The following is a 24915-nucleotide window of genomic DNA, read 5'->3' on the forward strand; positions in this document are numbered from 1 at the left end:
GCGGCCAACAGGGAGGTTGCAGTGGAGGAAGTGGTGAACACCGGCGACGCGGCATGGATGCTGATATCGGCGTCCCTGGTGCTGTTGATGACGCCCGGTCTGGCGTTCTTCTACGGCGGCATGTCGCGCACCAAGGCCGTCCTGAACATGATGATGATGTCCTTCGGGGCAATGGCGGTCATCGCGGTGATCTACGTGCTGTGGGGCTGGTCGATGTCCTACGGCACCGAGGACATCGGGGGCATCTTCGCCAACCCGTTCCAGATGTTCGGTCTGCAGGGTGCCATCTACGACGACGCCGGTGAGTTCCTGCCCGGCCTCGGCGACTACCCGCAGATCATCGACATCGGCTTCCAGGTCACGTTCGCGGTCATCACCACCGCTCTCATCAGCGGTGCCCTCTCCGAACGCGTGAAGTTCGGCACCTGGCTGGCCTTCTCCGGAATCTGGGTCACCCTCGCGTACTTCCCCCTCGCCCACATGGTGTGGGGCGGCGGCCTGCTCTCCGGCTCCGCGGACGGCCTCGCCGCCAAGATCTTCGGCACCTCCGACGACGGAGAAGGCGGGCTCGTCGCGACCGTGGCGCCCATCGACTTCGCCGGCGGCACCGTCGTGCACATCAACGCCGGCATTGCCGCGCTCGTCCTGGCGCTGATCATCGGCAAGCGCGCGGGCTTCGGCCGCACCGCCTTCCGTCCGCACAACCTGCCGTTCGTCATGCTCGGTGCCGCCCTGCTGTGGTTCGGCTGGTTCGGCTTCAACGCCGGTTCCGCGTTCGCCGCCGACGGTGTGGCCGGCCTGGCCTGGGTCAACACCACCACCGCCGCGGCCGCCGCGATCCTCGGCTGGCTCCTCACCGAGCGCATCCGCGACGGCAAGGGCACCAGCCTCGGTGCCGCCTCGGGTGCCGTCGCCGGCCTCGTCGCCATCACTCCGGCCGCCGGTGCGCTCAGCCCGGTCGGTTCGATCGTGCTCGGCGCGATCGCCGGCGTCCTGTCCGCCCTGGCGGTCGGCCTGAAATACAAGTTCGGCTACGACGACTCGCTCGACGTCGTCGGCGTGCACCTCGTCGCGGGCCTGTGGGGCACCATCGCGATCGGGTTCCTCGGCACCGAGACGGGCCTGTTCTACGGCGGCGACTACAAGCAGCTCGTGATCCAGATCGTCATCGCAGTCTTCGCCCTGGTCTACACCGGCATCATCACCGCGATCGTCGCCTTCGCGCTCAAGCCGCTCGGCTGGCGGGTGTCGGAGGAGGAAGAGGCGCGCGGCATCGACGAGGCCGAGCATGCGGAGTCGGCATACGACTTCGCCGCCGCCCTCAAGTGATAAGAAGACATCAGGGCACTGGAGACTGGGAAGGGATGAGGATATGAAGCTGATCACGGCAATTGTCAAGCCGTTCACCCTCGAGGACGTCAAGGCAGGCCTCGAGCAGGCGGGTGTGCTTGGCATGACCGTCAGCGAGGTGCAGGGATACGGTCGCCAGAAGGGCCACACCGAGGTCTACCGCGGAGCCGAGTACTCCGTCGACTTCGTTCCCAAGGTCCGCGTCGAGGTCGTCGTCGACGACGCCGCCGTCGACAAGGTGGTCGAGACCATCGTCGAGGCCTCCCGCACCGGCAAGATCGGCGACGGCAAGGTGTGGGTCACCCCGGTCGAAACGGTCGTCCGAGTGCGCACCGGTGAACGAGGCGCCGATGCACTCTGACCCGAAGGGGTCCGGAACTCGCGGCCCTGGTCCCGCTGCCTCCGCGGCGGGATCGGGGCCGCCGGTGTCTCCGGGGCCGGCCGGATCCGGCACCGCCGCCACCGACCTCGCCCGGGCTCGTACCCAGTTGCTCGCCGGCGGCACCCGCAACCGCCGGCTCGACGCCCCCGCCCTCCGCCACGCCCTCGTCGATCTCCACGAGTTCTGGCTCGTCACCAAGGGAACCGAACTCGGAATCAAGCCCGACTGCGGCTTCGCCATCGTCGCCGTCGGCGGCCTCGGCCGCCGCGAGATGCTCCCCTACTCCGACCTGGATCTGGTTCTGCTGCACGACGACATGGACCCCGCTGTCGTGTCCCGGGTCGCCGACCGGCTCTGGTATCCGCTGTGGGACGCGCACATCAAGCTCGACCACAGCGTCCGGACCGTCCCGCAGGCCCTGCAGGTCGCCGCGTCCGACCTGACCGCCGCGCTCGGCCTGCTCGAAGCCCGGCACATCGCCGGCGACCTCGAATTGAGCAATCTGCTGATCGGCGGCGTGCGGCGGCAGTGGCGCACCGGCATCCGCAGCCGGTTCGAGGAGCTCATCGCCCTGACCGAGGCCCGGTGGGAACGCAGCGGGCAGATCGCGCACCGGGCCGAACCCGACCTCAAGAGCGGCCGCGGCGGGCTGCGGGACGTGCAACTGCTCAACGCACTGTCCGTCGCGCAGCTCACCGACGGCATGCCCGGGCTCGGGCCCGACGTTCCCGGCGGCGGGCTCGCGGCCGCGCACCGCCGCCTGCTGGACGTTCGCACCGAGCTGCACCGCGTCGCCGGCCGGGCCCGCGACCAGCTGCGCGCCCAGGATGCCGACGAGATCGGCGCCGCTCTGCGCATCGGGGACCGGTTCGACCTGGCCCGCGTGCTGACCGAGGCGGCCCGGACCGTGAGCTACTCGGTGGAGGTCGGGGTACGCACGGCAGGAAACTCGCTGCCCCGCAAGGGCCTGTCCCGGCTGCGCCGCGTCCCCGTCCGGCGCCCGCTCGACGAGGGTGTGGTGGAACACGGCGGCGAAGTGACGCTGGCCCGCGACGCGCACCCGCGCAAGGACCCCGGCCTGATCACGCGGGTCGCCGCGGCCGCAGCGCAGCACGATCTGCCGATCTCCGCGTCCACCCTCGGCCGCCTGGCCGACAGCGCCCCCGAACTGCGGGAACCGTGGCCGCGCACCGCGCTGAACGACCTGCTCGTGCTGCTCGGCTCGGGAACCCGCGCGATCGACCCGATCGAGGCGCTCGACCGGACGGGACTGTGGGGCCGGCTGCTCCCCGAATGGGGGGCGGTGCGGGATCTGCCCCCGCGCGATGCCGTGCACACCTGGACGGTGGACCGGCACCTGGTGGAGACCGCGGTGTACGCCGGCGGGCTGACCACCCGCGTCGCACGCCCCGACCTGCTGGTGCTCGGGGCGTTGCTGCACGACATCGGCAAGGGTCGCGGCGGCGACCACAGCGTCGTCGGCGCGGAACTCGCCACCCAGATCGGCCGCCGGATGGGCCTGTGGCCGTCCGACGTCGCCGTGCTGTCCGCGCTGGTCCGCCACCATCTGCTGCTTCCGCACACCGCGACCCGCCGTGACCTCGACGACCCCGCCACGGTGGAGTCCGTCGTCGAGGCCATCGACGGCGACCCGGTGCTGCTCGAGCTGCTGCACGCCCTCGCCGAGGCGGACTCGCTCGCGACGGGCCCGGGGGTGTGGGGCGACTGGAAGGCGGCGCTCATCCGGGAGCTGGTCCGGCGCTGCCGGCTGGTGATGGCGGGGGAGGAGCTGCCGAGACCGGACCCGATCGACCCCCAGCTCGCCGAGCAGGCGGAACAGGGCGGCATCCACGTCGAGCTCCAACCCGGCGAGAACCCGCACGCCTACACGGTGACGGTGGTCGCGCCCGACGAGCCGGGCCTGCTGTCCGACGCCGCCGGGGTGCTGGCCCTGCACGGCCTGCGCGTGCTGTCCGCCTCGGTGGGCAGCCACGCCGGTAGTGCCGTCAACAGCTTCGCCGTCGCGCCGCTGTTCGGGGCCCCGCCGCCGGCGGGTCTGCTGCGGCAGGAACTCATCCGGGCCCGCGCCGGGGACCTCGACCTGCTCGCCACGCTCGACGCGAAGGAGCAGGCGGCGAGGGAGGCGCAGCTGCCCGAACGCCCGGAGCGGGCCGTGCCGGGCACCTACGCGCAGGCGCCGCCGCACCTGATCTGGATCGACGCCCCGGATCCGGGTCAGGCGATCCTCGAGCTGCGCGCCGAGGACCGGCTGGGCATGCTGTGCCGGCTCGCGGACGCGTTCGAACGGTGCGGCACCGACGTGCGCTGGGCCCGGGTTTCCACCCTCGGCCGCACCGTCGTGGACGCGTTCTGCATCGACCTGGGAGGTTCCGACACCCGGGAGAACCGGGAGCGGGTCGAGCGGGCGGTGCTCGCCGTGGTGCCCGCTCCGGAGCCGAAGAAACCCGAGGACAAGGGCTGAGGGCGGGGCGGCCGCTCGTGCACGTGCGAGAACTCGTGCCGCGAGCGGCTACCCTGGAGCGCAGAACTGTCCGCATCTTCGCCAGACCCAGGAGCGCATTCGGTGTTCGAATCCCTTTCCGACAGGTTGACCGGAGCCCTCAAGGACCTGCGCGGCAAGGGGCGCCTCTCCGACGCCGACATCGACGCGACCGCCCGGGAGATCCGCCTGGCGCTGCTCGAGGCCGACGTCGCCCTGCCCGTGGTGCGCTCGTTCATCGCCAAGATCAAGGAACGAGCCAAGGGCGCCGAGGTACACGGCGCGCTGAACCCCGCCCAGCAGGTCGTCAAGATCGTCAACGAGGAGCTCGTCGGGATCCTCGGCGGCGAGACCCGGCGGCTGCAGTTCGCCAAGACCCCGCCCACGGTGATCATGCTCGCCGGTCTGCAGGGCTCCGGTAAGACCACCCTCGCCGGCAAGCTCGCCAAGTGGCTCAAGGACCAGGGCCACACCCCGCTGCTGGTCGCCTGTGACCTGCAGCGGCCCGGCGCGGTCACCCAGCTGCAGATCGTCGGTGAACGCGCCGGTGCGTCCGTGTTCGCCCCGCACCCCGGCACCTCCATCGGCGGCGGCGAGAACCCGCTCGGCATCACCGCCGCCGACCCGGTGAACGTCGCCCGCGACGGCGTCGCCGAGGCCCGCGCCAAGCACTACGACGTGGTCATCGTCGACACCGCCGGCCGCCTCGGCATCGACGAGGAGCTGATGGCCCAGGCCGCCGGCATCCGCGACGCCGTGCAGCCCGACGAGACGCTGTTCGTGCTCGACGCGATGATCGGCCAGGACGCCGTGAGCACCGCCGAGGCGTTCCGCGCCGGTGTCGGCTTCACCGGCGTGGTGCTCACCAAGCTCGACGGCGACGCCCGCGGCGGTGCCGCGCTCAGCGTCCGCGAGCTGACCGGTCAGCCGATCCTGTTCGCGTCGACCGGTGAGAAGCTCGAGGACTTCGACGTCTTCCACCCCGAGCGCATGGCCAGCCGCATCCTCGGCATGGGCGACGTGCTCACCCTCATCGAGCAGGCCGAGCAGGTCTTCGACGCCGAGCAGGCCGAGGCCACCGCCGCGAAGATCGGCTCCGGTGAACTCACCCTCGAGGACTTCCTCGAGCAGATGATGGCCGTGCGGAAGATGGGCCCGATCGCGAACCTGCTCGGCATGCTGCCGGGTGCGGGACAGATGAAGGACGCCCTCGCGAACGTCGACGAGAAGCAGCTCGACCGGATCCAGGCGATCATCCGCGGCATGACGCCGGCGGAACGCGCCAACCCGAAGATCATCAACGCCTCCCGGCGGCTGCGCATCGCCAACGGCTCCGGCGTCAAGGTCTCCGACGTCAACCAGCTCGTCGACCGGTTCTTCGAAGCCCGCAAGATGATGGCCGCGATGGCCGGGCGCATGGGCATGCCCGGGTCCCGCAAGCCGCAGCGCGCGAAGAAGGGCAAGAAGGGCAAGAAGGGCGGCCGCGGGCCGACCCCGCCGAAGATCAAGGGCGGATTCCCCGGTGGCATGCCCGCCGGCATGCCCGGCATGGGCGGGATGCCCGCCGGGTTCCCGGACCTGTCGAAGATGCCGAAGGGCCTCGACGAGCTGCCGCCCGGTCTCGAGAACTTCGACCTCTCGCAGCTGAAGTTGCCGAAGAAGTAGTCCGCCGTGGCGTTCACCCTGCGCGGACGGTCCCTGCCGGACGGCGAACCGATCGAGCTGTGGATCGGCGACGACGGCACGTTCGCCGCCGAGCCGATCCCCGGGGCCGAGCTGCTCACCGCCGACGGCTGGATCCTGCCCGGTCTCGTCGACGCCCACTGCCACGTCGGGATCCGCTTCGGCGGCGGCGCGGAGGACGCGGACGGGCTGATCGCGCAGGCCGTCACCGAGCGCGACGCCGGGGTGCTGCTGCTGCGCGACGCGGGATCCCCGGTCGACACCCGGCACCTCGACGAGCGGGCCGACCTGCCGCGGATCGTGCGCGCGGGACGGCACATCGCCGCCCCCAAGCGCTACATCCGCGGGCTGCCCGTCGACCTCGAAGACGAATCGCAGCTGCCGGACGAGGTGGTTCGCCAGGCCCGCGCGGGGGACGGCTGGGTCAAGCTCATCGGCGACTGGATCGACCGCGGCACCGGCGATCTCGCGCCGCTGTGGTCGGACGGGATCCTCGTCGAGGCGATCGCCGCGGCCCACCGCGCGGGAGCGCGCGTGACCGCCCATGTGTTCGGGGAGGACGCGCTGCCCGGCCTGCTCGCCGCCGGCATCGACTGCCTCGAACACGGCACCGGGCTGACGGACGACACGATCGCCACCATGGCCGCGCAGGGCACGGTCCTCGTGCCGACCCTGGTCAACATCGAGAACTTTCCCGAGATCGCCGACTCGGCCACCCGGTTCCCGGTCTACGCGGCGCACATGCGGGACCTGCACGCCCGTGTCGCGGACACCGTCGGCGCCGCCCACGACGCCGGGATCCCGATCTACGCCGGCACCGATGCCGGCGGCTCGGTGCGGCACGGTCGCATCGCCGACGAGGTCGCCGCCCTCGGCAAGGTGGGGCTGACCCCGACCGAGGCGCTCGGCGCCGCCAGCTGGACGGCCCGGGCCTGGCTGGGGCATCCGAGCCTCGAGCCGGGCGCCCCCGCCGACCTGACGGTGTACGAGCTGGATCCGCGGACCGGGCCGGACGTGCTGGCCCGGCCGGGCCTGGTGATGCTCCGGGGTGCCGTCGTCACCCGCCGCGCCGCCTTCGCATGACCGTCCCCGAGCCACCCGACCCGGAGACCGCTGCGGCCCCGCCCCGGCCCGCGCCCTCGCCCCCCGCGCACCGGTGGGGCCTCCCGGCCGCGCTGGTGGTGCTGGCCGTGAACCTCGCCGGCTTCACGCTGGGACCGGTCCTGGCCGGGGAGGGCTTCGTCGCCGAGACATACGTGCTCGCCATCATGGCCCCCACCCTGCTCGCGGGGGCGGCGGCCGTGGCGTTCAGCGTGTGGCGTGGCTGCGGACCCGTCGCCGACTTCGGACTGCCGCGGTCGTGGCCCGAGTTCCGCAACCAGCTCGGAATCGGTCTGCTCGGCGGGGGAATCGCGCTGCTCGGCGCGCTGATCCTGGCAGCGATCCTCGTCGTCGCCCTCGGCATCGACGCCGCCGATTCCCCGCTCACCGCCCTGGTCGGGTTGCCCACGGTGTGGAAACTGCTGCTCGTGGCCTGGGTGTGGTTCGGCGCCCCGCTCGGCGAGGAGCTGATGTTCCGCGGCATGCTCTGGGGGGCGCTCGAACGCCGGCCCGAGCGATGGTGGGGACGCCCGATCGGCGTCCTGACGATCACCACCGTCGTGTTCGCCATGTGGCATCAGGAGTGGTGGCGGCTGCCGGTTCTGTTGTGGGGCGGAGCGGCGATGGGGTTCGCGAGGCTGCGCGGCGGGTCGGTGTTCTCCTCCTGGGTGGCGCACTCGCTCAACAACACCCTGCCCGCGCTGAGCCTGCTGTTTCTGCTCTGACCTCCCGTTTTCGTCCCGGCGAGCGGATCTGGCAGAATGGATCGCTGTCGTCGCATCCGGTTACGTACCGCGCGGCGGTCACAGGATAGAGGCAAAACCGGGCGTGCCAGAAGGGCACGTCGTCCGAATTGCACGTGACAGGCGTATTTCGCATGCGCCGAAGGAGATTCACAGCAGTGGCTGTCAAGATCAAGCTCACCCGTCTCGGCAAGATCCGCAACCCGCAGTACCGCATCGTGGTTGCCGACTCGCGCACCCGCCGCAACGGCCGCGCCATCGAGACCATCGGCAAGTACCACCCGAAGGAAGAGCCCTCGCTGATCGAGATCGACTCGGAGCGGGCCCAGTACTGGCTCGGCGTCGGTGCGCAGCCGACCGAGCCGGTCGAGAACCTCCTCAAGATCACCGGCGACTGGCAGAAGTACAAGGGTCTCCCCGGCACCGAGGGCACCCTGCGCAAGGCCGAGCCGAAGCCGTCCAAGCTCGAGCTGTTCCAGGCCGCCCTCGCGCAGGCCGAGAACGCGCCGGCTGCCGAGGCCGTCACGCCCAAGAAGAAGAAGGCCGCCAAGGAAGACACCGCGGAGGAGTCCTCCGTGTCCACCGAGGCTGCCGAGTAATGAGCACCGTTGTCGCCGATGCCGTCGAGCATCTCGTCCGTGGGATCGTCGCCAACCCCGACGACGTGCGCGTCGAGCTGATCACGGGCCGTCGGGGGCGCACCGTCGAGGTGCACGTGCACCCCGACGATCTCGGCAAGGTCATCGGCCGCGGCGGCCGCACCGCGACCGCCCTGCGGACCCTCGTCTCCGGCATCGGGGGCCGTGGGATCCGCGTCGACGTCGTCGACACCGACCAGTAGGCGCGCCGCGGTGGAGCTCGTGGTGGGCCGTGTCGCCAAGTCGCACGGCATCAAGGGTGAGGTGGTCGTCGAGGTTCGCACCGACGAACCCGAGGAGCGCTTCGCCGTCGGCGCCGTGCTGCACGGCCGCAAGCCCCGCGAGCAGACCCTGCAGACGTACACGGTGGAAGCCGCCCGGGAACACTCCGGGCGGCTTCTGCTGCGCCTGCGGGGGATCGCCGACCGCAGCGCCGCCGACGCCCTGCGCGGCACCCTGTTCCTCGTCGACAGCGCCGACCTGCCGCCGTCCGACGACCCGGACGAGTTCTACGACCACGAGCTCGAGGGCCTGGCCGTACGCATCGTCGCGGGCCGGCCCGACGCCGGCACCGAGATCGGTACCGTTCGCGAGGTGCTGCACACCGCCGCCGGCGAACTGCTCGCCGTCCGCCCGGCCGGCGACGAACGGCGCGAACTGCTGATCCCGTTCGTCACCGCGATCGTGCCGACGGTGTCGCTCGCGGGCGGCGTCATCGAGATCGACCCGCCGGAGGGTCTGCTCGACCCCGACTTCGGCTCGGAGACATAACCTCCCGTGCGATTCGACGTCGTCACCATCTTCCCCGAATACCTCGAGCCGCTGCGCGTCGCGCTGCTTGGCAAGGCCATCGACAAGGGCCTCGTCTCCGTCGGGATCCACAACCTGCGGGACTGGACCCACGACGTGCACAAGGCCGTCGACGACTCCCCGTACGGCGGGGGACCGGGCATGGTCATGAAGCCCACGGTGTGGGGGCCCGCCCTCGACGACGTGCTCGCCGGCCCCGACGGCGAACCCGACCCCGACGTGCTGCTCGTCGTCCCCACCCCGGCCGGCGTGCCGTTCGACCAGGCCACCGCGCAGCGCTGGGCCGGCGAGAAGCGCATCGTGTTCGCCTGCGGCCGCTACGAGGGCATCGACCAGCGCGTCTTCGACGACGCCGCCCGTCGGGTCCGGGTCGAAGAGGTCAGCATCGGCGACTACGTCCTCATCGGCGGCGAGGTCGCCGTCCTCGTCATGACCGAGGCCGTCGTGCGACTGCTGCCCGGCGTTCTCGGCAATCAGCAGTCCCACCAGGAGGACTCCTTCTCCGACGGCCTCCTCGAGGGCCCCAGCTACACCCGCCCCGTCAGCTGGCGCGGCCTCGAGGTGCCGCCGGTGCTGCTGTCCGGGGACCACGCCAAGGTCGCCGCATGGCGCCGGGAGCGGGCGCTCGAGCGCACCCGCGAACGCCGACCCGACCTGCTCGCCGACTGACCGGTCACGGTCAGTGCGCGCCGGCGCCGCCGAACACCGTGCGGACCACCTCGGTGACCGTGTCCCGCGCGTGCTGCGCACTCGCATCCCCGGTCACGTCGAACAGCGCCGTGTCCGGCAGATCGGCCCACCGGTCGTCGCCGTCGTCGTAATGCACGAGCTCGCGGGCGAGCACCACCAGCACATACCGCTCGTCCTCGCCGACGAACCCCGTGGACAGGTGGATCCAGCGCCCGTCGAGGCAGCACATCCAGCCCTGCTTCACGCCGAGTCCCGTCGTGTCGACCAGCCCGTCCGGCAACCCGAAATGCTGGTCGTACCCGTCGGCGCCGACCGGAGCGGCGGCCCGCAGGTGCCCGACGATCGTCGCGCGGCCCCACTCGTCCAGCCCGCCCGTGCCGTCGAGCAGGTCCGCGTACCAGGTGAGCAGGTCCGACGCGGTGGTGACGGTGTTCCACCACAGCCCGTCCGCGGGCGCGACGGTGCCGGTGAACGCGTGCCGTGCGGCGGTGCGCTCGACGATCTCCGAGTCGCCGTGCCGGAACCACAGGTCGTTCGCCGCCGAGTCGTCCGACGACTCGAGCATCGCGGTGATCCGGTCGTAGTCACTGCCGCCGAGCGGCAACTCGCCGGTCGCCGCCCGGTACAGCAGGTCGTCGGCGATGAACAGCTTGGCCACCGACGCGGTCTCGATCGGCGCGTCGACGCCCCCGACGACCCGGCGCCCGGTCCGACGATCGAGCGCGGCGATCGTCACGTCGGCGCCGCGTCCGGCGGCGGTCGCCGCCGCGGCCGTCATCCGGTCGGGCAGCGAACCGAACGGTTCCAGCGGGCCCGGGGACTCGACGGCGGCGGACGGCAGGGCGACCGGCGACACGACCGGCTCCGGGCCGCACGCACCCACCGTCGCCGCCGTCAGCAACGACAGCGCCAGCACCGCCCAGCGGCCGCCGCGCACCCGGGACATTCCCACGCTCCTGTAGTCGATTGTCCGGCGAGCTCGCCCCACCGTCCACCTCGGAGACGGGCGCGCCCACGCGCGTCACCGAGGGCGGAGGAAGGATAACGGTAGGGTCGACCGCTGTGACGACCGCTCTCAAGACCGTGAATCAGCGCATCGCCGAGGAACTCGACGTCCGGGAAGGTCAGGTCGCCGCGGCGGTCGACCTGCTCGACGGCGGCGCAACGGTGCCGTTCATCGCGCGCTACCGCAAGGAGGTCACCGGCGCGCTCGACGACGCCCAGCTCCGGCAGCTCGAGGAACGCCTGCGATACCTGCGTGAGCTCGACGAGCGCCGCACCGCGGTGCTCGAATCCATCGAGTCGCAGGGCAAGCTCGACGACGAGCTGCGCACGCAGATCCTCCTCGCCGACACCAAGGCCCGGCTCGAGGACATCTACCTGCCGTTCAAGCCGAAGCGGCGCACCAAGGCGCAGATCGCGCGGGAGGCCGGCCACGAGCCCGTCGCCGACGCCCTGATCGGCGACCCCACCACCGATCCCGCGCAGTACAGCGCCGAACAGCTCGACGGCGCCCGCGCCATCCTCGTCGAACGCTTCGCCGAGGACGCCGACCTCGTCGGCGAACTGCGTGACGCGATGTGGACCCGCGGACAGCTGAAGTCCACCGTGCGTCCCGGCAAGGAAACCGAGGGCGCCAAGTTCGCCGACTACTTCGACTTCTCCGAGCCCTTCACCGACCTGCCCTCGCACCGCATCCTCGCGGTGCTGCGCGGCGAGAAGGAGGAGGTACTCAGCCTGTCGCTCGAGCCGGACACCGAGGAACCCGAGCCCGGGCAGCGCACCTACTTCGAAGGCCGCATAGCCGCCCGCTTCGGCATCGCCGACGAGGGCCGGCCCGCCGACAAGTGGCTCCTCGACACCGTCCGTTGGGCGTGGCGCACCAAGCTGCTGGTCTCCCTGGCCCTCGACACCCGTATGCGGCTGCGGCAGTCCGCCGAGAAGGACGCCGTCGACGTGTTCGCCGCCAACCTGCGCGACCTGCTGCTCGCCGCCCCCGCCGGCACCCGGCCGACGATGGGACTCGACCCCGGCTTCCGCACCGGCACCAAGGTCGCCGTCGTCGACGCCACCGGTAAGGTCGTCGCGCACGACACGATCTACCCGCACCAGCCGCACAACAAGTGGGACCAGGCCCTGGCCACCCTCGCGCGGCTCGTCGCGCAGCACGGGGTGGAACTGATCGCGATCGGGAACGGCACCGCCTCCCGCGAAACCGATGCCCTCGCCACCGAGCTGATCGCCAAGTCCGGTGCCACGAATCTCACCAAGATCGTGGTGTCCGAGGCCGGCGCGTCCGTGTACTCGGCGTCGGCGTACGCGTCGAAGGAACTGCCGGATCTCGACGTGTCGATCCGCGGTGCGGTGTCCATCGCCCGGCGCCTGCAGGACCCGCTCGCCGAGCTCGTCAAGATCGATCCCAAGTCCATCGGCGTCGGCCAGTACCAGCACGACGTGTCCGAGACGATGCTCGCCCGCTCCCTCGGCGCGGTCGTCGAGGACGCGGTGAACGCCGTCGGCGTGGACGTCAACACCGCCTCGGTGCCGTTGCTCGCCCGGGTGTCGGGCATCGCCTCGTCCCTCGCGGAGAGCATCGTCGCCCATCGAGACCAGCACGGCCCGTTCCGCACCCGCAAGGCCCTCACGGACGTGCCGCGCCTCGGTCCGAAGGCGTTCGAGCAGTGCGCCGGCTTCCTGCGGATTCCCAACGGCGACGACCCGCTCGACACCTCGAGCGTGCATCCCGAGGCGTACCCGGTGGTGCGGCGTATCGTCGAACGGAACGGCGGCGACGTGCGCGAGCTCATCGGCAACACCGCGGTGCTGCGCCGGCTGCGGCCGGCGGAGTTTGTCGACGACCGCTTCGGCCTGCCCACCGTCACCGACATCATCGCCGAGCTCGAGAAGCCGGGCCGCGACCCGCGCCCGGAGTTCAAGACCGCGACGTTCGCCGCCGGCGTGGAGAAGGTCGCCGACCTGAAGCCCGGCATGGTGCTCGAGGGTGTGGTCACCAACGTCGCGGCGTTCGGCGCGTTCGTCGACGTCGGGGTGCATCAGGACGGCCTCGTGCACGTGTCCGCGATGTCCCGCAGCTTCGTCCAGGACCCGCACGACGTCGTGAAGTCCGGCGAGGTGGTCAAGGTCAAGGTGCTCGACGTGGACGTGCCCCGGCAGCGGATCAGCCTGACGCTGCGCCTTGACGACGAGATCCCCGCCCCCGGTGCCCCCGCCGGCGGTGCCGACCCGGGCGGTCCGCAGGACCGCGGCGGGCGCCGGCCCGGCGGCCAGCGGCAGGGTGGGAAGCGGCAGGGCGGACAGCGGCAGGGGCAGGGCGGCCGCCGCGGCGACCGTCGCCAGGACGCCGCGCCCGCCGCCGGATCGATGGCGGACGCGCTGCGGCGTGCCGGATTCGGCAAGTAGATGCGCCCCGGGCCGCGCCGACTACCGGCGCGGCCCGGTTCCTGACATCCTCGGGAGCATGCAGCCCACCGTGACGACCGGCCGCGCGCCGAAGGACCCGCTCCGCCTCGTCGACGGCGTTCCGAGGGCGATCGCGCGGTGACTGCGGTGACCGAGTGGCTGCAGCGCGAGATCATCGAGCGCGGGCGACTGCCGCTGCTGTTCTTCCTGCTCGGATTCCTCCTCGCGTTCCTCTTCATCCGATTCAGCGTCCGCATGATCCGCGCCCAGGTGCGCTGGTGGCCCGGCAATGTCACCCCCGGCGGGCACCACGTGCACCACGTGGTGTTCGGCGTGGTCACCATGGTGATCGCGGGCGGGTCCCTGATCGCGGTCTACGAGGACGGCACGCAGACCACCGGAGCGGCCCTGGCCACGCTCTTCGGCATCGGGACCGCGCTCGTGCTCGACGAGTTCGCCCTGATCTTCTATCTCAACGACGTGTACTGGGAGCAGGAGGGACGCGTCTCGGTGGATGCGGTCTTCGTCGCGATCGCCGTCACCGGCCTGGTGTTGCTCGGCCTGCAGCCCCTCGAGTTCGCCGACGTCACCAACTTCCGGGAGGACCCGTCGTGGGTCACCCGCACGCTGATCGCCCTCTCCGCGCTCGCAAATCTCGCCCTCGCGGCGGTCGTGCTGGCCAAGGGCAAGATCTGGACGGGCCTGATCGGCCTGTTCGTCTTCCCACTGCTGCTGATCGGCGCGGTGCGCCTGTCGCGGCCCGGCGCCCCCTGGGCGCGGTGGCGCTACAGCGGCAAGGTCCGCAAGATGCGCCGCGCGATCGAGCGGGAGAGGCGCTATCGGCGCCCGGTGATCCGGGCGAAGATCTTCGTGCAGGACCTCGTCGCGGGCAAACCGACGATGGACACCGTGCACGGGGCCGTCGAGCACTCCCGCGTCGCCGCCGAAGCCGAACTGGCCCGCACGGTGCACGCCGCGCCCCCGCCGATTTCCGCCACCCCGGCACCGTCTGGCACAATTGACGGGTTGCCCGGCTCGGGCACGCATACCTGACCTGGGCACGAACCAGTCGAGCACCGCCTTCCGGCGGCTGCCGCTCGGTTCCTCTGCTCATGCGAACAAGCGAGGATGACAACCGATGAACACCCTGGACTTCCTGGACGCCAAGTCCCTGCGCGACGACATTCCGGACTTCCGTGCCGGCGACACCCTGAACGTGCACGTGAAGGTCATCGAGGGCTCCAAGGAGCGCGTGCAGGTCTTCAAGGGCGTCGTGATCCGTCGCCAGAACGGTGGCATCCGCGAGACCTTCACCGTGCGCAAGGTGTCGTTCGGCGTCGGCGTCGAGCGGACCTTCCCGGTGCACAGCCCCAACCTCGCCAAGATCGAGGTCGTCACCCGCGGTGACGTGCGTCGCGCCAAGCTGTACTACCTGCGCGAGCTGCGGGGCAAGGCCGCCAAGATCAAGGAAAAGCGCTGACCTCGTCGCGCTGACCGCCAGGCCCCGAGTAGCCCGGTCCGGATTCGTTCCGGGCCGGGCTACTCTGATTCGGTGGCAGATTCATCGCGAGACCCGGCCGTGCCGGAGATGCAGCAGCGCAGCACCGACGACACCCCCGAACGCGATCGGAAACAGGACAAGAAGGAGAAGTCGTTCCTGCGGGAACTGCCCGTCCTGATCCTCGTCGCACTCGTGCTGAGCTTCCTGCTCCAGACCTTCGTCGCGCGGGTCTACCTCATCCCCTCGGAGTCGATGGAACCCACGCTGCACGGCTGCCCCGGCTGCACCGGCGACCGGATCGTCGTCGAGAAGATCGGCTATCGCTTCGGCGACCCCCGGCCCGGCGACGTCGTGGTCTTCCGTGGCCCCGACTCCTGGTCCACCGGCTACGTCTCCACCCGCTCCGACAACGTCGTGATCCGCGGCGTGCAGGAGGTCGGATCCCTCGTCGGACTCGTCCCGCCCGACGAGAACGACCTCGTCAAGCGTGTGATCGCCGTCGGCGGGCAGACCGTCGAATGCTGCGACGACCAGGGCCGCGTCCTCGTCGACGGCAAGCCCCTCGACGAGCCGTACATCGAGATGGACTTCCCGTTCACACCCGGCGTGGTCACCTGCGAGACCGAGGTGCGCTCGGGCCGGTGCTTCGGGCCGGTCACCGTGCCGGACGGTCACCTCTGGGTCATGGGCGACAACCGCTCGAACTCCGCGGACTCCCGTTACCACGTCGCCGACGAGAACCAGGGCACCATCCCGATCGACAACGTGATCGGCAAGGCCCGGTTCATCGTCCTGCCGCCGTCGCGGTGGGGCACCATCGATTCCCCGGAGATCCAGCAACCGTGACGTCGTGGCCGCCGCGTGCCGTGATCCGCAGGTCCGCGGGCCTGCGCACCATGGAGTCGACGCTCGTGCGGTGCGGGCTCGGGCCGGTCGCGGGTGTCGACGAGGCCGGGCGCGGCGCCTGCGCCGGGCCGCTGGTCGTCGCCGCCTGCATCCTCGATCCCAAACCGCACCCGTCGCTCGCGCGCCTCGACGACTCCAAGAGGCTCACCGAGAAGACCCGCGAGGAGTTGTTCCCGATCATCCGCCGTCGCGCGGTGGCGTGGAGCGTGGTGATCGTGCCGGCGGCCGAGATCGACGTCATCGGCGTGCACGTGGCCAACATCGAGGGCATGCGCCGCGCGGTGATGCGGCTGTCCGTCGCGCCCGGGTACGTCCTCACCGACGGCTTCCGCGTGCCCGGCCTGCCGGCGCCGTCGTTGCCGGTCATCGGCGGCGACGCCGCGGCGGCCTGCATCGCGGCGGCGAGCGTGCTCGCCAAGGTCACCCGGGACCGGATCATGGTCGACCTCGACGGCGAGCTGCCCGGCTACGGCTTCGCCGTCCACAAGGGCTACAGCACCCCCGCGCACATGGCGGCATTGCGGGAGCTCGGCCCCAGCCGGGAGCATCGGCTGCGGTACGCCAACGTTGCCGCCCTCCTCGGCGACGACGCCGGCCCCGGCCGATTCGGCTCCGACGAGGCGGATGCGGGATGATGGATCAACACACCAGAACGGGAGGACACCGAGACCGATGAGTGCCGAGGATCTCGAGAAGTACGAAACCGAGATGGAGCTCTCGCTGTACCGGGAGTACCGGGACATCGTCGGTCAGTTCGCGTACGTCGTGGAGACCGAGCGACGGTTCTATCTCGCCAATGCGGTCGAGCTGCTGCCGCACAACTCCGGCGGCGAGGTGTACTTCGAAGTGCGCATGTCCGATGCGTGGGTGTGGGATATGTACCGCCCCGCCCGCTTCGTCAAGCACGTCCGGGTCATCACCTTCAAGGACGTCAACATCGAAGAGCTCGACAAGCCGGACCTGCGCCTGCCCGACAAGCTGGGGTAGCGCCCCTACGACCTCCCGTACGTGGCCGAATGTCACATTCCTTCGATCTGGGCGGTTTCAGGCGGCCGATGCGACAAGCTCGGTGAACGCTTCGGTTGGCGTGCGCCAGCGTAGCGTCTGCCGGGGGCGGCCGTTGAACTCGTCCTGGACCTGCTGCAGGTCCTCGGGCGTGTACACCGACAGGTCGGTGCCCTTGGGGAAGTACTGCCGGAGCAGACCGTTGGTGTTCTCGTTGGTGCCGCGCTGCCACGGCGAGTGCGGATCGCAGAAGTAGACAGCGACGTCGGTGGCCATGGTGATCTGGGCATGAGCACGCATCTCGTGGCCCTGATCCCAGGTCACCGACCGCTGCATCACCTCCGGCAACGACCGCATCGCGGCGATCATCGCATCGCGGACGCCGGACACGTCGCGGACCTTCGGCAGGTGCAGCAACACCACGTACCGGGTGGTGCGCTCGACCAGGGTGCCGATCGCCGAGCGGTTGCGCGCCCCCATGATCAGATCTCCCTCCCAGTGCCCGGGCACCGCCCGGTCCTCGACCTCGGCGGGCCGCTGGGAGATGAGGATCTTGTCGGGAATATGGCGGGCACTGCTCGGCACTCGCCCCTGCGGCACCCGACGGGTGTGCCGGCGCCGCAGATACTCCGAAAGCTCTTTTCGCAGTTCGCCTTTCAGTTGCACATACACGGCCTGGTAGATGGTTTCGTGGGACACCCGCATCTCCGCTCGGTCGGGGAAGTCGACCACCAGCCTGGCCGAGATCTGCTGCGGGGACCAGCGCAGCTTCAGCCTGGCGACGACATACGCGCGCAACTCGGGTGCGGCCATCAGCTTGGCGACTTTCGGTCGCAGTGCTCGGGTCCAGGCCCGCGCGTGGGCCGACACGGCGCGGTAGCTACCGTCGCGGTTGCTGTTGCGTTCGATCTCCCGGTAGATCACCGACCGGTGCCGGCCCAGGTGCGCGGCGATCGTCTGGACCGACTCGTTGCGGGCGAGTCCGAGGGCGACAAGCTCCCGCTCGCCCAGGGACAACGACCGTCCGCCGTGCTCCCAGTGCGGGGCACGGCGGACGGTGCCGTTGGCCTCGTCCTCCCACCGGTAGCCGGTTTGTCGGCTGACACCGACCGCGGCTGCGGCCTTGGCGATCGACACCTTCGTCATGCGCATGGCGAAGAACCTAGCCTTCTTCGCCTCTCGTGCTGCTCGACCCACTGACATCTCCCCTGGTCAGGGAGCGTGTCGCATGGACCACCTGAGTCAGCCCTGATCGAAGCGGTGTGACATTCGGCCACGTGCCGTTCCGGGCCTCCTCCGCGTCGGCCGAAGTTGTCCACACCCGGCGAGTTCATCCACAGATTTCGTGATCCGGCCCGGTGCGGACCGCGGAGGACCTTCGCGTGGCGCACAGTGGTCGCCACACAGGGAGGGACGGGGATGGGACGCAATCAGCAGGTGGGGGCGCTGGGGGAGGACCTGGCGGCCGAGTTTCTCGAGTCGGCGGGCATGGTGGTGCTCGCGCGCAACTGGCGCAGCCGGTACGGGGAACTCGATCTGATCGCCGAGGACGGCGACACGGTGGTGTTCGTGGAGGTCAAGACCCGCACCGGCCTCGGATACGGCACGCCCGCCGAGGCGGTGACCGCGGTGAAGGCGGACCGGATCCGCCGACTGGCCGCGTTGTGGTTGTCCGGCCGGCAGCAACGGTGGCGGCGGGTGCGGGTCGACGTGGTCACGGTGCTGCTTCCACAGCGGGGCGAACCCTTGATCACCCACCGGCGGCAGGTGCTGTGATGGCGCTGGGGAAGGCGTACTCGGTGGCCGTCACGGGGGTGGACGGGCAGGTCGTGGAAGTCGAGGCCGACATCGGCCGCGGCCTGCCGGGAGTGAAGATGGTGGGCCTGCCCGACACCGCGCTGCAGGAGTCCCGGGATCGGGTGCGCGCGGCGGTGACGAATTCCGGTGGTGAATGGCCGGATTCGCGCGTGGTGCTGGCCCTGTCGCCGGCGACGCTGCCGAAGGTGGGCAGCGTGTACGACCTCGCCCTCGCGTGTGCGGTGCTCAACGCCGCCAAGTCGATTCCGCCCGAGGGTGTTTCGCGGACGGTTCTGCTCGGAGAGCTGGCGCTCGACGGCCGGGTGCGGTCGGTGCGCGGGGTACTGCCGGCGGTGCTGTCCGCCAAACGCGCCGGGTGGGAGCGGGTGGTGGTCCCGGCCTCCACGATGTCCGAGGCCGGGCTGGTCGACGGCATCGACATCTACGGGGCGGACACCCTCACCGAGGTGGTGCTGTGGCTGCGCGGAGACGGCCCCCTCGAGCGGCCCGGTCCCCGGCCGGTGGGGGAGCGGCCGGGGCGGGCGGACATGAGCGAGGTGGTCGGTCAGCACGAGGCGCGACGGGCCATCGAGATCGCCGCCGCCGGCGCGCACCACCTGATGCTCACCGGCCCACCCGGAATCGGGAAGACGATGCTCGCCCAGCGGCTTCCCGGCGTGCTGCCGGCGCTGACGGAGGAACAGGCGCTCGAGGTGACCGCGATCCACTCCGTCGCCGGAACCCTGTCGGCGGACCGGCCGCTCGTCACCGACCCGCCGTTCATCGCTCCACACCACACCGCCTCGGTCAGTTCGCTCGTCGGTGGGGGCAGCGGCATGGCCAAACCCGGCGCGGTCAGCCGTGCACACCGGGGCGTGCTGTTCCTCGACGAGGTCGCCGAGATGGGCACCAAGGCGCTCGAGGCGCTGCGGACCCCGCTCGAGGACGGCGAGGTGCGGATCGCCCGCCGCGACGGCGTCGCGCGCTATCCGGCGCGGTTCCAGCTGATCCTCGCCGCCAATCCGTGCCCGTGTGCCCCGCCGCGCGACGCCGACTGCGTGTGCCCGCCCACCGCCCGACGTCGCTACCTGGGCAGGCTGTCGGGTCCGCTGCTGGACCGGGTGGACCTGCGGGTCCGGATGGAGACGGTGGCCACCGGCGCCCTCATGGGGGAGGCGGGGGAGAGCACCGAGGACGTCCGCGCCCGAGTGGCCCGCGCCCGGGCCGCGGCGGCCGAGCGGTGGGGGGTCCACGGCTGGAGCACCAACGCCGAGGTGCCCGGCCCTGCACTCCGGCAGAAGTTCCGCCTGCCCGCCGCGGCGCTCAAGCCGGTCGAATGGGCGCTGCGGAAGGGCGCGATCACCGCCCGCGGGGCCGATCGGGCGTTGCGCGTCGCCTGGACGTTGGCGGACCTGGCCGAACTGGACGCACCGGGTGAGGTGCAGGTGGCGGCGGCGCTGGATTTCCGGGATCGGGGGACGGCGTGAGCGCGGCGGAGCCGCGCCGGCTGGCGTGGGCGTACCTGTCGACGGTCGCCCAGGGTGCGTCGCGGATGCTGAATGCTGCGATCGAGGCGGACGGCCCGGAGGCGGTCGCCGCGGCCGTGCGCGACGGCTCGATCGGCGGCGCGTTACGCCGTCGCACCCTCGCACGTGCCCATCTCGACTCGGCGGCGCAGGATCTCGAGCTCGTCGCGCGGCTGGGTGGACGGTTGGTGACGCCGGACGACGCGGAGTGGCCGGCGTGGCAGTTGCTGGCGTTCGACGGCCTCGACGGCGCGGACACCGATGCGGCGCCGGTGGCGCTGTGGGTGGTGGGTCGGCGGCGCATCGACGAGCTGGTCGAGCGGTCCGTCGCCGTGGTCGGCACGCGTGCGGCGAGCGGCTACGGGGAGAACGTGACCGCGGAGATCGCCGGGGACCTGGCGATGGACGGGTGGGCGGTGCTGTCGGGGGCGGCTTTCGGGGTCGATGCCGCGGCGCATCGGGCGGCGCTGGGGGTCGGCGGCGCGACGATGGCGGTGCTCGCGTGCGGGGTGGACCGGGCGTATCCGGCGGCGCACACCGGGTTGCTGCGGCAGATCGCCGAGCACGGGGCGGTGGTCAGCGAGTATCCGCCCGGGACGGTGCCGGCGCGGTTCCGGTTCCTGGCCCGCAATCGGCTGGTCGCCGCGCTCGGCGGAGGTGTGCTGGTGGTGGAGGCGGGGTGGCGCAGCGGGGCGCGGAACACGGCGGCGTGGGGCCGGCGGCTGGGGCGTCCGGTGCTGGCGGTGCCGGGGCCTGTGACATCGGCGGCGTCGCAGGGCTGTCATCGGATGATCCGGGAGCAGGAGGCGCGGCTGGTGGGCACCGCGCGCGAAGTCGTCGAGGAGATCGGCCAGATGGGCGTGAGCGACGACGGCGACGGGCGGTGGGCGCGTGCGCTCGACGGGCTCTCGGGCGACATGGCGTCCGTGTACGAGGCCCTGCCGGCGGTGGGGGCGGTGTCGGTGCAGCAGCTGTCGGAGGCGTCGGGGCTGCTCGTGGAGCGGGTGCGGGCGGCGTTGCCGCTGCTCGAGCTGGAGGGACACGTGCAGCGGGAGGGGGCCGGCTGGGCGCGCAGCGTGTGACGGTCAGGACTGCTCGTGCCCGCGCAGCTCCTCGGCCTTGGACAGGATTGGCTTGTAGTACCTGTCGCCGAGTACCTTCGTCACCTGGGCCGCGAGCTCGGTCTCTCCGGTCTGGAGCAGGACGTACTCGAGTTCGGCCAGCTGTGCGCCGATCGTTTCGCGCCGGCGGTCGGTGTCCTCGAGGGCGCCGACCAGGCTGGTCAGGTACTGCGACGTGACGGTGTTCATCGTTTCTCGCATACCGCAACGATGGCGGAATTCCGTCGTGATTTCGGCGGATCGGGCGATCCCGGTGGTGCCACGGCGAGGCGGTGCTGTGGCTGCGGCCGGACCGCACGCGTAGGCTGCCATGGTTAGGTAAGCCTGAGCAAATATGGAGGTGGGCGTGGCCCCGAAGACCCCGCGATCGACGACCCTGACAGTGACGGGCAGCGAACGCCTGACCCCGCACCTGGTGCGGGTCCACTTCGGCGGTCCCGGATTCGACGAGTTCGAACCCGGCCCGTACACCGACTCGTACGTCAAACTCGAACTGGAGGCGGGCGGCGGGACGGTCCTGCGCACCTACACGGTGCGAGCAGTGAACCCGCGGTCCAGGCAGATCGCGATCGACTTCGTCGTCCACGGCGATCACGGTGTCGCCGGACCCTGGGCGGCATCCGTCCGGCCGGGGCAGACCGTCGTGGTCCGCGGGCCGGGCGGCGCCTACCGGCCCGATCCGGAGGCCGACTGGCACCTGCTCGCCGGTGACGACACCGCGATACCGGCCGTCGCTGCGGCGCTCGAGGCGCTGGCGCCGGACGCAGTGGGCCGGGTGTTCCTCGAGGTCACCGACGCCGCCGACGCGATCGACCTCGCGGCGCCCCCCGGCGTCGAGGTCACCTGGCTGCACCGCGGCTCCGGTGCCGGGGCCGTCGGGCCGGACCTCTCCGGCGCGAACGCGCCGCTCGTCGCCGCGGTGACCGGCGCCGAGTGGCTTCCGGGAGATCCGCACGTGTTCATCCACGGCGAGGCGGAGACCGTCATGCACCACCTGCGGCCGTACATCCGCAAGACCCGCGGGGTTCCGGCGGCACGCGCGTCGATCTCCGGGTACTGGCGGCGCGGCCGCAGCGAGGAGGGCTTCCGGGAGTGGAAGCGCGAACTCGCGACGGTCGAGGCGCGGTGACGGTGCTCAGGCGCGCTCGCGGGTGAGGGTGAGCAGCGCGGTCATGGAGAGCGCGGCCGAGATCGCTATCGCCAGCGCCATCGGCAGCGCGGTGTCCTCCCCGCCGAGCCCGACCAGCGGCGACACCAGGGCGGCCAGGCCGAACTGGGACGCGCCCATGACCGCGGAACCGGTGCCCGCGGCCTTCGGTACCTGCCCCTGCGCCAGCGCCGTCGCGTTGCCCATGACGAAGCCCAGGCTGGAGACGACGAGGAACAGCAGCGGCAGCACCAACCAGCGGTTCGTGTCGGCCACCAGGACGGCGAGCACCAGCAGCACCCCGGCGGTCAGCATCTGGGTCACGCCGTAGCGCAACAGGTCCCGCACCTCGAAGCGGCCGATGAGCCGGGTGTTGACGATGTTGCCTGCGACGAGGCCCACCGAGTTGGCGGCGAAGATCAGGGAGAACTGTCCCGGCGTCATGCCCAGGACCTCCTGGACCACGAACGGTGACGCGGAGATGTACGAGAACATCGCGCCGAAGCCGAGCGCGAACGTCGCGGCATAGCCCACGAACCGTCGGTTGCCGATCACCGTGCCGAAGTTGCGGGCGAGCATCGCCAGGCCCCCGCTGTGGCGTCGCTCGGGCGGCAGGGTCTCCGGGACGACCGTGAGCACCGCGACGATCATCAGCACGGCCAGGCCCGTCAGGACCCAGAAGATGCCGCGCCAGCCGATGGGCCCCAGGAGGACGCCGCCCAGCAGGGGCGCGACGATCGGTGCCACACCGCCGATGATCATCATGACGCTGAACAGGCGGGCGGCCTCGTTGCCGCGGGCGCGGTCCGCGATCACCGCGCGCGCCAGCACGATTCCTGTGCCGCCGCTGAAGCCCTGGATCAACCGGGCCGCGATGAGCACCTCCACCGTCGGTGCCGTCGCGCACAGGGCGCTGCTCAGGGCCAGGACGACGGTGCCCGCCAGCAGCAGGCGGCGCCGGCCCCACCCGTCGGAGAGCGGGCCCACGATCAGCTGCCCGACACCCAGGCCGGCCATGAACGTGGTGAGAGTGAGCTGGATACCGACCGTGCTGGTGCCGAGGCTCTCCGACATGACCGGCAGTCCGGGCAGATACATGTCGGTGGCCAGAGGCGCGGTGGCGGAGAGCAATGCCAGTCCGAACAGCATCGGCAACGGAATCGTTTTACTCACGAACTAACCTTAGTGTGCCCTCGGTCGGCGTGTTCGGTTGCGTGGGCGGTGCCCACGGCGCACGGTGACGGCCATGGACACCGCGCTGCCGCCGCCCCTCGCCGTGCACCTCGAGGAGTTCGTCGAGCACCTCGACCTGCAGGGCGGCCGGTCGGCCCACACGATCCGCGCGTACACCACCGACATCCGCACCCTCCTCGCTCACCTCGAGGCCGGCCACCCGGATGCGCGGATCGCCGACCTCACTCTCGAGGTGCTCCGCTCCTGGCTCGCCGGCCAGGTGACGAGTGGCGCCGCCCGCACGACCCTGGCGCGGCGCACCTCGTCCGCCCGCACCTTCTGCGCGTGGCTGGCTCGCACGGGCCGGCTCGACCACGATCCCGCGGCGCGGCTGGCATCGGCCCGCACCCATCGCACTCTCCCGCCGGTACTGCGTGCCGACCAGGCCTGTGAGGTGATGACCGCTGCGGAAGCCGGTGCGCGCGAGATGGAGCCGGTGGCACTGCGGGATCGGCTCGTGCTGGAACTGCTGTATGCGACGGGTATCCGGGTCGGTGAGCTGTGCGGACTCGACGTCGACGACGTCGACACCGAGCGCAGGGCGCTGCGCGTGGTCGGCAAGGGCAACAGGGAACGGACCGTGCCGTACGGGGCGCCCGCGGCCGCCGCGCTCGACGCGTGGCTGCGCACCGGGCGGCCCGCCCTCGCGCGCCCGGATTCGGGGCCCGCCCTGCTGCTCGGCAAACGCGGCGGTCGGCTGGGCCCGCGCCAGGTCCGTACCGTGGTCCACGAGACCGTGGCCGCCGTCCCTGGCGCGCCGGATCTCGCGCCGCACGGGCTGCGGCACAGCGCCGCAACACACCTGCTCGAGGGGGGCGCCGACCTGCGGGTGGTGCAGGAGCTGCTGGGGCACTCGAGCCTGGCGACGACCCAGCTCTACACCCATGTCTCGGTAGCACGGCTGCGTGCGGCACACGAACAGGCGCATCCGCGGGCGTGACCTGTACGCGGCGACGGCCGCGGCGCGGTTTGGTACGGTCGCCGCCGCATCTGCTGTGCAATCCGGGGGGATAAGTGGCATACGACGAGTCGACGCACGCTCTGCCGGCCTGGCTTCGGGACGAGCCGGCGCCCGACCCGGCGCCGACCGGTCGCCGGGGCAGGCGACGGGGGAGTGACCGGACGGTCGGGGGGCCCGTCGAGGCCGAGCCGCCCGTGCAGCCGCCGGCGGCTGCCGAGCCCGTTCGCCTCCCGGCTCCGGTGCCGTCGATTCCGTTCGGCATGCCACCACGACGCCGTCCCGACTCCGTGCCCGAATCGCCGGTCGTCGAACCCGCGATTCCCGAACCCGCGATTCCCGAGCCGGCGACGACCGAGCCGGCGACGACCGATCCGGCGGCGACGGAACCGGTGGTCGCCGAA

Annotated in this window: 25 protein-coding genes; 21 read left to right on the forward strand and 4 right to left on the reverse strand. The window is 71.5% G+C overall.

The features are described 5' to 3' along the window. Nucleotides 1-21 precede the first annotated feature (21 nt). From KZJ41_RS12565 to trmD, 10 genes are all read left to right on the forward strand, one after another. Nucleotides 22-1329 (forward strand): ammonium transporter, encoded by a 1308-nt coding sequence (locus tag KZJ41_RS12565; protein ID WP_029543203.1) that lies wholly within the window; start codon nucleotides 22-24, stop codon nucleotides 1327-1329. A gap of 43 nt (nucleotides 1330-1372) precedes the next feature. After that, nucleotides 1373-1711 carry a P-II family nitrogen regulator gene (locus tag KZJ41_RS12570; RefSeq protein WP_006933679.1) on the forward strand — a complete coding sequence of 113 codons (339 nt, stop codon included), beginning with the start codon at nucleotides 1373-1375 and terminating at the stop codon, nucleotides 1709-1711. Next, nucleotides 1701-4214, forward strand: a complete 2514-nt coding sequence (locus tag KZJ41_RS12575) for a [protein-PII] uridylyltransferase (protein ID WP_006933681.1) — start codon at nucleotides 1701-1703, stop codon at nucleotides 4212-4214. Before KZJ41_RS12570 ends, KZJ41_RS12575 begins: the two co-directional genes overlap by 11 nt. Nucleotides 4215-4316: 102 nt before the next feature. After that, a complete protein-coding gene (gene ffh / locus KZJ41_RS12580; RefSeq protein ID WP_006933683.1) occupies nucleotides 4317-5897 on the forward strand; it encodes a signal recognition particle protein in 1581 nt (526 codons plus the stop codon). Between the two features lie 6 nt (nucleotides 5898-5903). Further along, on the forward strand, nucleotides 5904-6998 hold the full coding sequence (locus KZJ41_RS12585) for an amidohydrolase family protein (protein ID WP_006933685.1): 1095 nt from the start codon (nucleotides 5904-5906) through the stop codon (nucleotides 6996-6998). Beyond that, the gene (locus tag KZJ41_RS12590) at nucleotides 6995-7741 is read left to right on the forward strand and encodes a CPBP family intramembrane glutamic endopeptidase (RefSeq protein ID WP_006933689.1); all 747 of its coding nucleotides are present in this window, start codon (nucleotides 6995-6997) and stop codon (nucleotides 7739-7741) included. Before KZJ41_RS12585 ends, KZJ41_RS12590 begins: the two co-directional genes overlap by 4 nt. A 176-nt stretch (nucleotides 7742-7917) precedes the next feature. Beyond that, complete coding sequence (rpsP, locus tag KZJ41_RS12595; protein WP_006933690.1) at nucleotides 7918-8358, forward strand: 30S ribosomal protein S16; 441 nt, start codon at nucleotides 7918-7920, stop codon at nucleotides 8356-8358. Continuing rightward, the gene (locus KZJ41_RS12600) at nucleotides 8358-8600 is read left to right on the forward strand and encodes an RNA-binding protein (RefSeq protein WP_006933693.1); all 243 of its coding nucleotides are present in this window, start codon (nucleotides 8358-8360) and stop codon (nucleotides 8598-8600) included. Before rpsP ends, KZJ41_RS12600 begins: the two co-directional genes overlap by 1 nt. Nucleotides 8601-8610: 10 nt before the next feature. Further along, nucleotides 8611-9168, forward strand: a complete 558-nt coding sequence (rimM, locus tag KZJ41_RS12605; protein WP_029543205.1) for a ribosome maturation factor RimM — start codon at nucleotides 8611-8613, stop codon at nucleotides 9166-9168. 6 nt (nucleotides 9169-9174) lie between these two features. Then, nucleotides 9175-9876, forward strand: a complete 702-nt coding sequence (gene trmD / locus KZJ41_RS12610) for a tRNA (guanosine(37)-N1)-methyltransferase TrmD (RefSeq protein WP_006933695.1) — start codon at nucleotides 9175-9177, stop codon at nucleotides 9874-9876. Between the two features lie 10 nt (nucleotides 9877-9886). On the opposite strand, the gene KZJ41_RS12615 is transcribed toward trmD, so the two are convergent. Then, complete coding sequence (locus KZJ41_RS12615; protein WP_006933696.1) at nucleotides 9887-10843, reverse strand: hypothetical protein; 957 nt, start codon at nucleotides 10841-10843, stop codon at nucleotides 9887-9889. A 116-nt stretch (nucleotides 10844-10959) separates the two neighbouring features. Here KZJ41_RS12615 and KZJ41_RS12620 point away from each other — a divergent pair, with 116 nt between their 5' ends. The 6 genes from KZJ41_RS12620 to KZJ41_RS12645 all read left to right on the forward strand — a co-directional run bounded on the left by KZJ41_RS12620 (nucleotide 10960) and on the right by KZJ41_RS12645 (nucleotide 16711). Next, the gene (locus KZJ41_RS12620) at nucleotides 10960-13317 is read left to right on the forward strand and encodes a Tex family protein (protein WP_006931083.1); all 2358 of its coding nucleotides are present in this window, start codon (nucleotides 10960-10962) and stop codon (nucleotides 13315-13317) included. Nucleotides 13318-13464: 147 nt separating this feature from the next. After that, nucleotides 13465-14370 carry a hypothetical protein gene (locus tag KZJ41_RS12625; RefSeq protein ID WP_006944315.1) on the forward strand — a complete coding sequence of 302 codons (906 nt, stop codon included), beginning with the start codon at nucleotides 13465-13467 and terminating at the stop codon, nucleotides 14368-14370. 85 nt (nucleotides 14371-14455) lie between these two features. After that, entirely contained in the window at nucleotides 14456-14797 is a 342-nt protein-coding gene (gene rplS / locus KZJ41_RS12630) for a 50S ribosomal protein L19 (RefSeq protein ID WP_003939017.1), read from the forward strand. 108 nt (nucleotides 14798-14905) lie between these two features. After that, complete coding sequence (lepB, locus tag KZJ41_RS12635; RefSeq protein ID WP_044476372.1) at nucleotides 14906-15664, forward strand: signal peptidase I; 759 nt, start codon at nucleotides 14906-14908, stop codon at nucleotides 15662-15664. Continuing rightward, a complete protein-coding gene (locus KZJ41_RS12640) occupies nucleotides 15661-16359 on the forward strand; it encodes a ribonuclease HII (RefSeq protein WP_065922646.1) in 699 nt (232 codons plus the stop codon). The genes lepB and KZJ41_RS12640 overlap by 4 nt, the downstream gene beginning before the upstream one ends. 37 nt (nucleotides 16360-16396) lie before the next feature. Beyond that, nucleotides 16397-16711, forward strand: a complete 315-nt coding sequence (locus tag KZJ41_RS12645; RefSeq protein ID WP_003939014.1) for a DUF2469 domain-containing protein — start codon at nucleotides 16397-16399, stop codon at nucleotides 16709-16711. 57 nt (nucleotides 16712-16768) lie between these two features. Here the strand turns inward: KZJ41_RS12645 and KZJ41_RS12650 are convergent, their stop codons facing one another. Beyond that, nucleotides 16769-17932 (reverse strand): IS30 family transposase, encoded by a 1164-nt coding sequence (locus tag KZJ41_RS12650; protein ID WP_051446190.1) that lies wholly within the window; start codon nucleotides 17930-17932, stop codon nucleotides 16769-16771. Between the two features lie 216 nt (nucleotides 17933-18148). Between KZJ41_RS12650 and KZJ41_RS12655 the strand changes: the two genes are divergently transcribed. From KZJ41_RS12655 to dprA, 3 genes are read left to right on the forward strand one after another with little or no spacing between them, the layout of a single operon-like run. Next, entirely contained in the window at nucleotides 18149-18505 is a 357-nt protein-coding gene (locus KZJ41_RS12655) for a YraN family protein (protein ID WP_006937458.1), read from the forward strand. Next, entirely contained in the window at nucleotides 18505-20013 is a 1509-nt protein-coding gene (locus KZJ41_RS12660; protein WP_006937457.1) for a YifB family Mg chelatase-like AAA ATPase, read from the forward strand. The genes KZJ41_RS12655 and KZJ41_RS12660 overlap by 1 nt, the downstream gene beginning before the upstream one ends. Continuing rightward, nucleotides 20010-21134, forward strand: coding sequence for a DNA-processing protein DprA (gene dprA / locus KZJ41_RS12665; RefSeq protein WP_065922645.1), 1125 nt, complete (start codon nucleotides 20010-20012; stop codon nucleotides 21132-21134). The genes KZJ41_RS12660 and dprA overlap by 4 nt, the downstream gene beginning before the upstream one ends. Nucleotides 21135-21137: 3 nt before the next feature. On the opposite strand, the gene KZJ41_RS12670 is transcribed toward dprA, so the two are convergent. After that, nucleotides 21138-21374 (reverse strand): hypothetical protein, encoded by a 237-nt coding sequence (locus KZJ41_RS12670; protein WP_231385896.1) that lies wholly within the window; start codon nucleotides 21372-21374, stop codon nucleotides 21138-21140. Nucleotides 21375-21507: 133 nt separating this feature from the next. Between KZJ41_RS12670 and KZJ41_RS12675 the strand changes: the two genes are divergently transcribed. Further along, on the forward strand, nucleotides 21508-22302 hold the full coding sequence (locus KZJ41_RS12675; RefSeq protein ID WP_037200801.1) for a siderophore-interacting protein: 795 nt from the start codon (nucleotides 21508-21510) through the stop codon (nucleotides 22300-22302). A 6-nt stretch (nucleotides 22303-22308) separates the two neighbouring features. Here KZJ41_RS12675 and KZJ41_RS12680 read toward each other — a convergent pair whose 3' ends face one another. After that, on the reverse strand, nucleotides 22309-23469 hold the full coding sequence (locus tag KZJ41_RS12680; RefSeq protein WP_029543234.1) for a multidrug effflux MFS transporter: 1161 nt from the start codon (nucleotides 23467-23469) through the stop codon (nucleotides 22309-22311). A 97-nt stretch (nucleotides 23470-23566) separates the two neighbouring features. On the opposite strand from KZJ41_RS12680, the gene KZJ41_RS12685 reads away from it, so the two are divergent. Further along, nucleotides 23567-24493, forward strand: a complete 927-nt coding sequence (locus KZJ41_RS12685; RefSeq protein ID WP_006937450.1) for a tyrosine recombinase XerC — start codon at nucleotides 23567-23569, stop codon at nucleotides 24491-24493. Nucleotides 24494-24915 lie beyond the last annotated feature (422 nt).

Origin of the sequence: Rhodococcus sp. 11-3 (assembly GCF_023704055.1) — a bacterium.
GTDB lineage: Bacteria > Actinomycetota > Actinomycetes > Mycobacteriales > Mycobacteriaceae > Rhodococcus > Rhodococcus aetherivorans.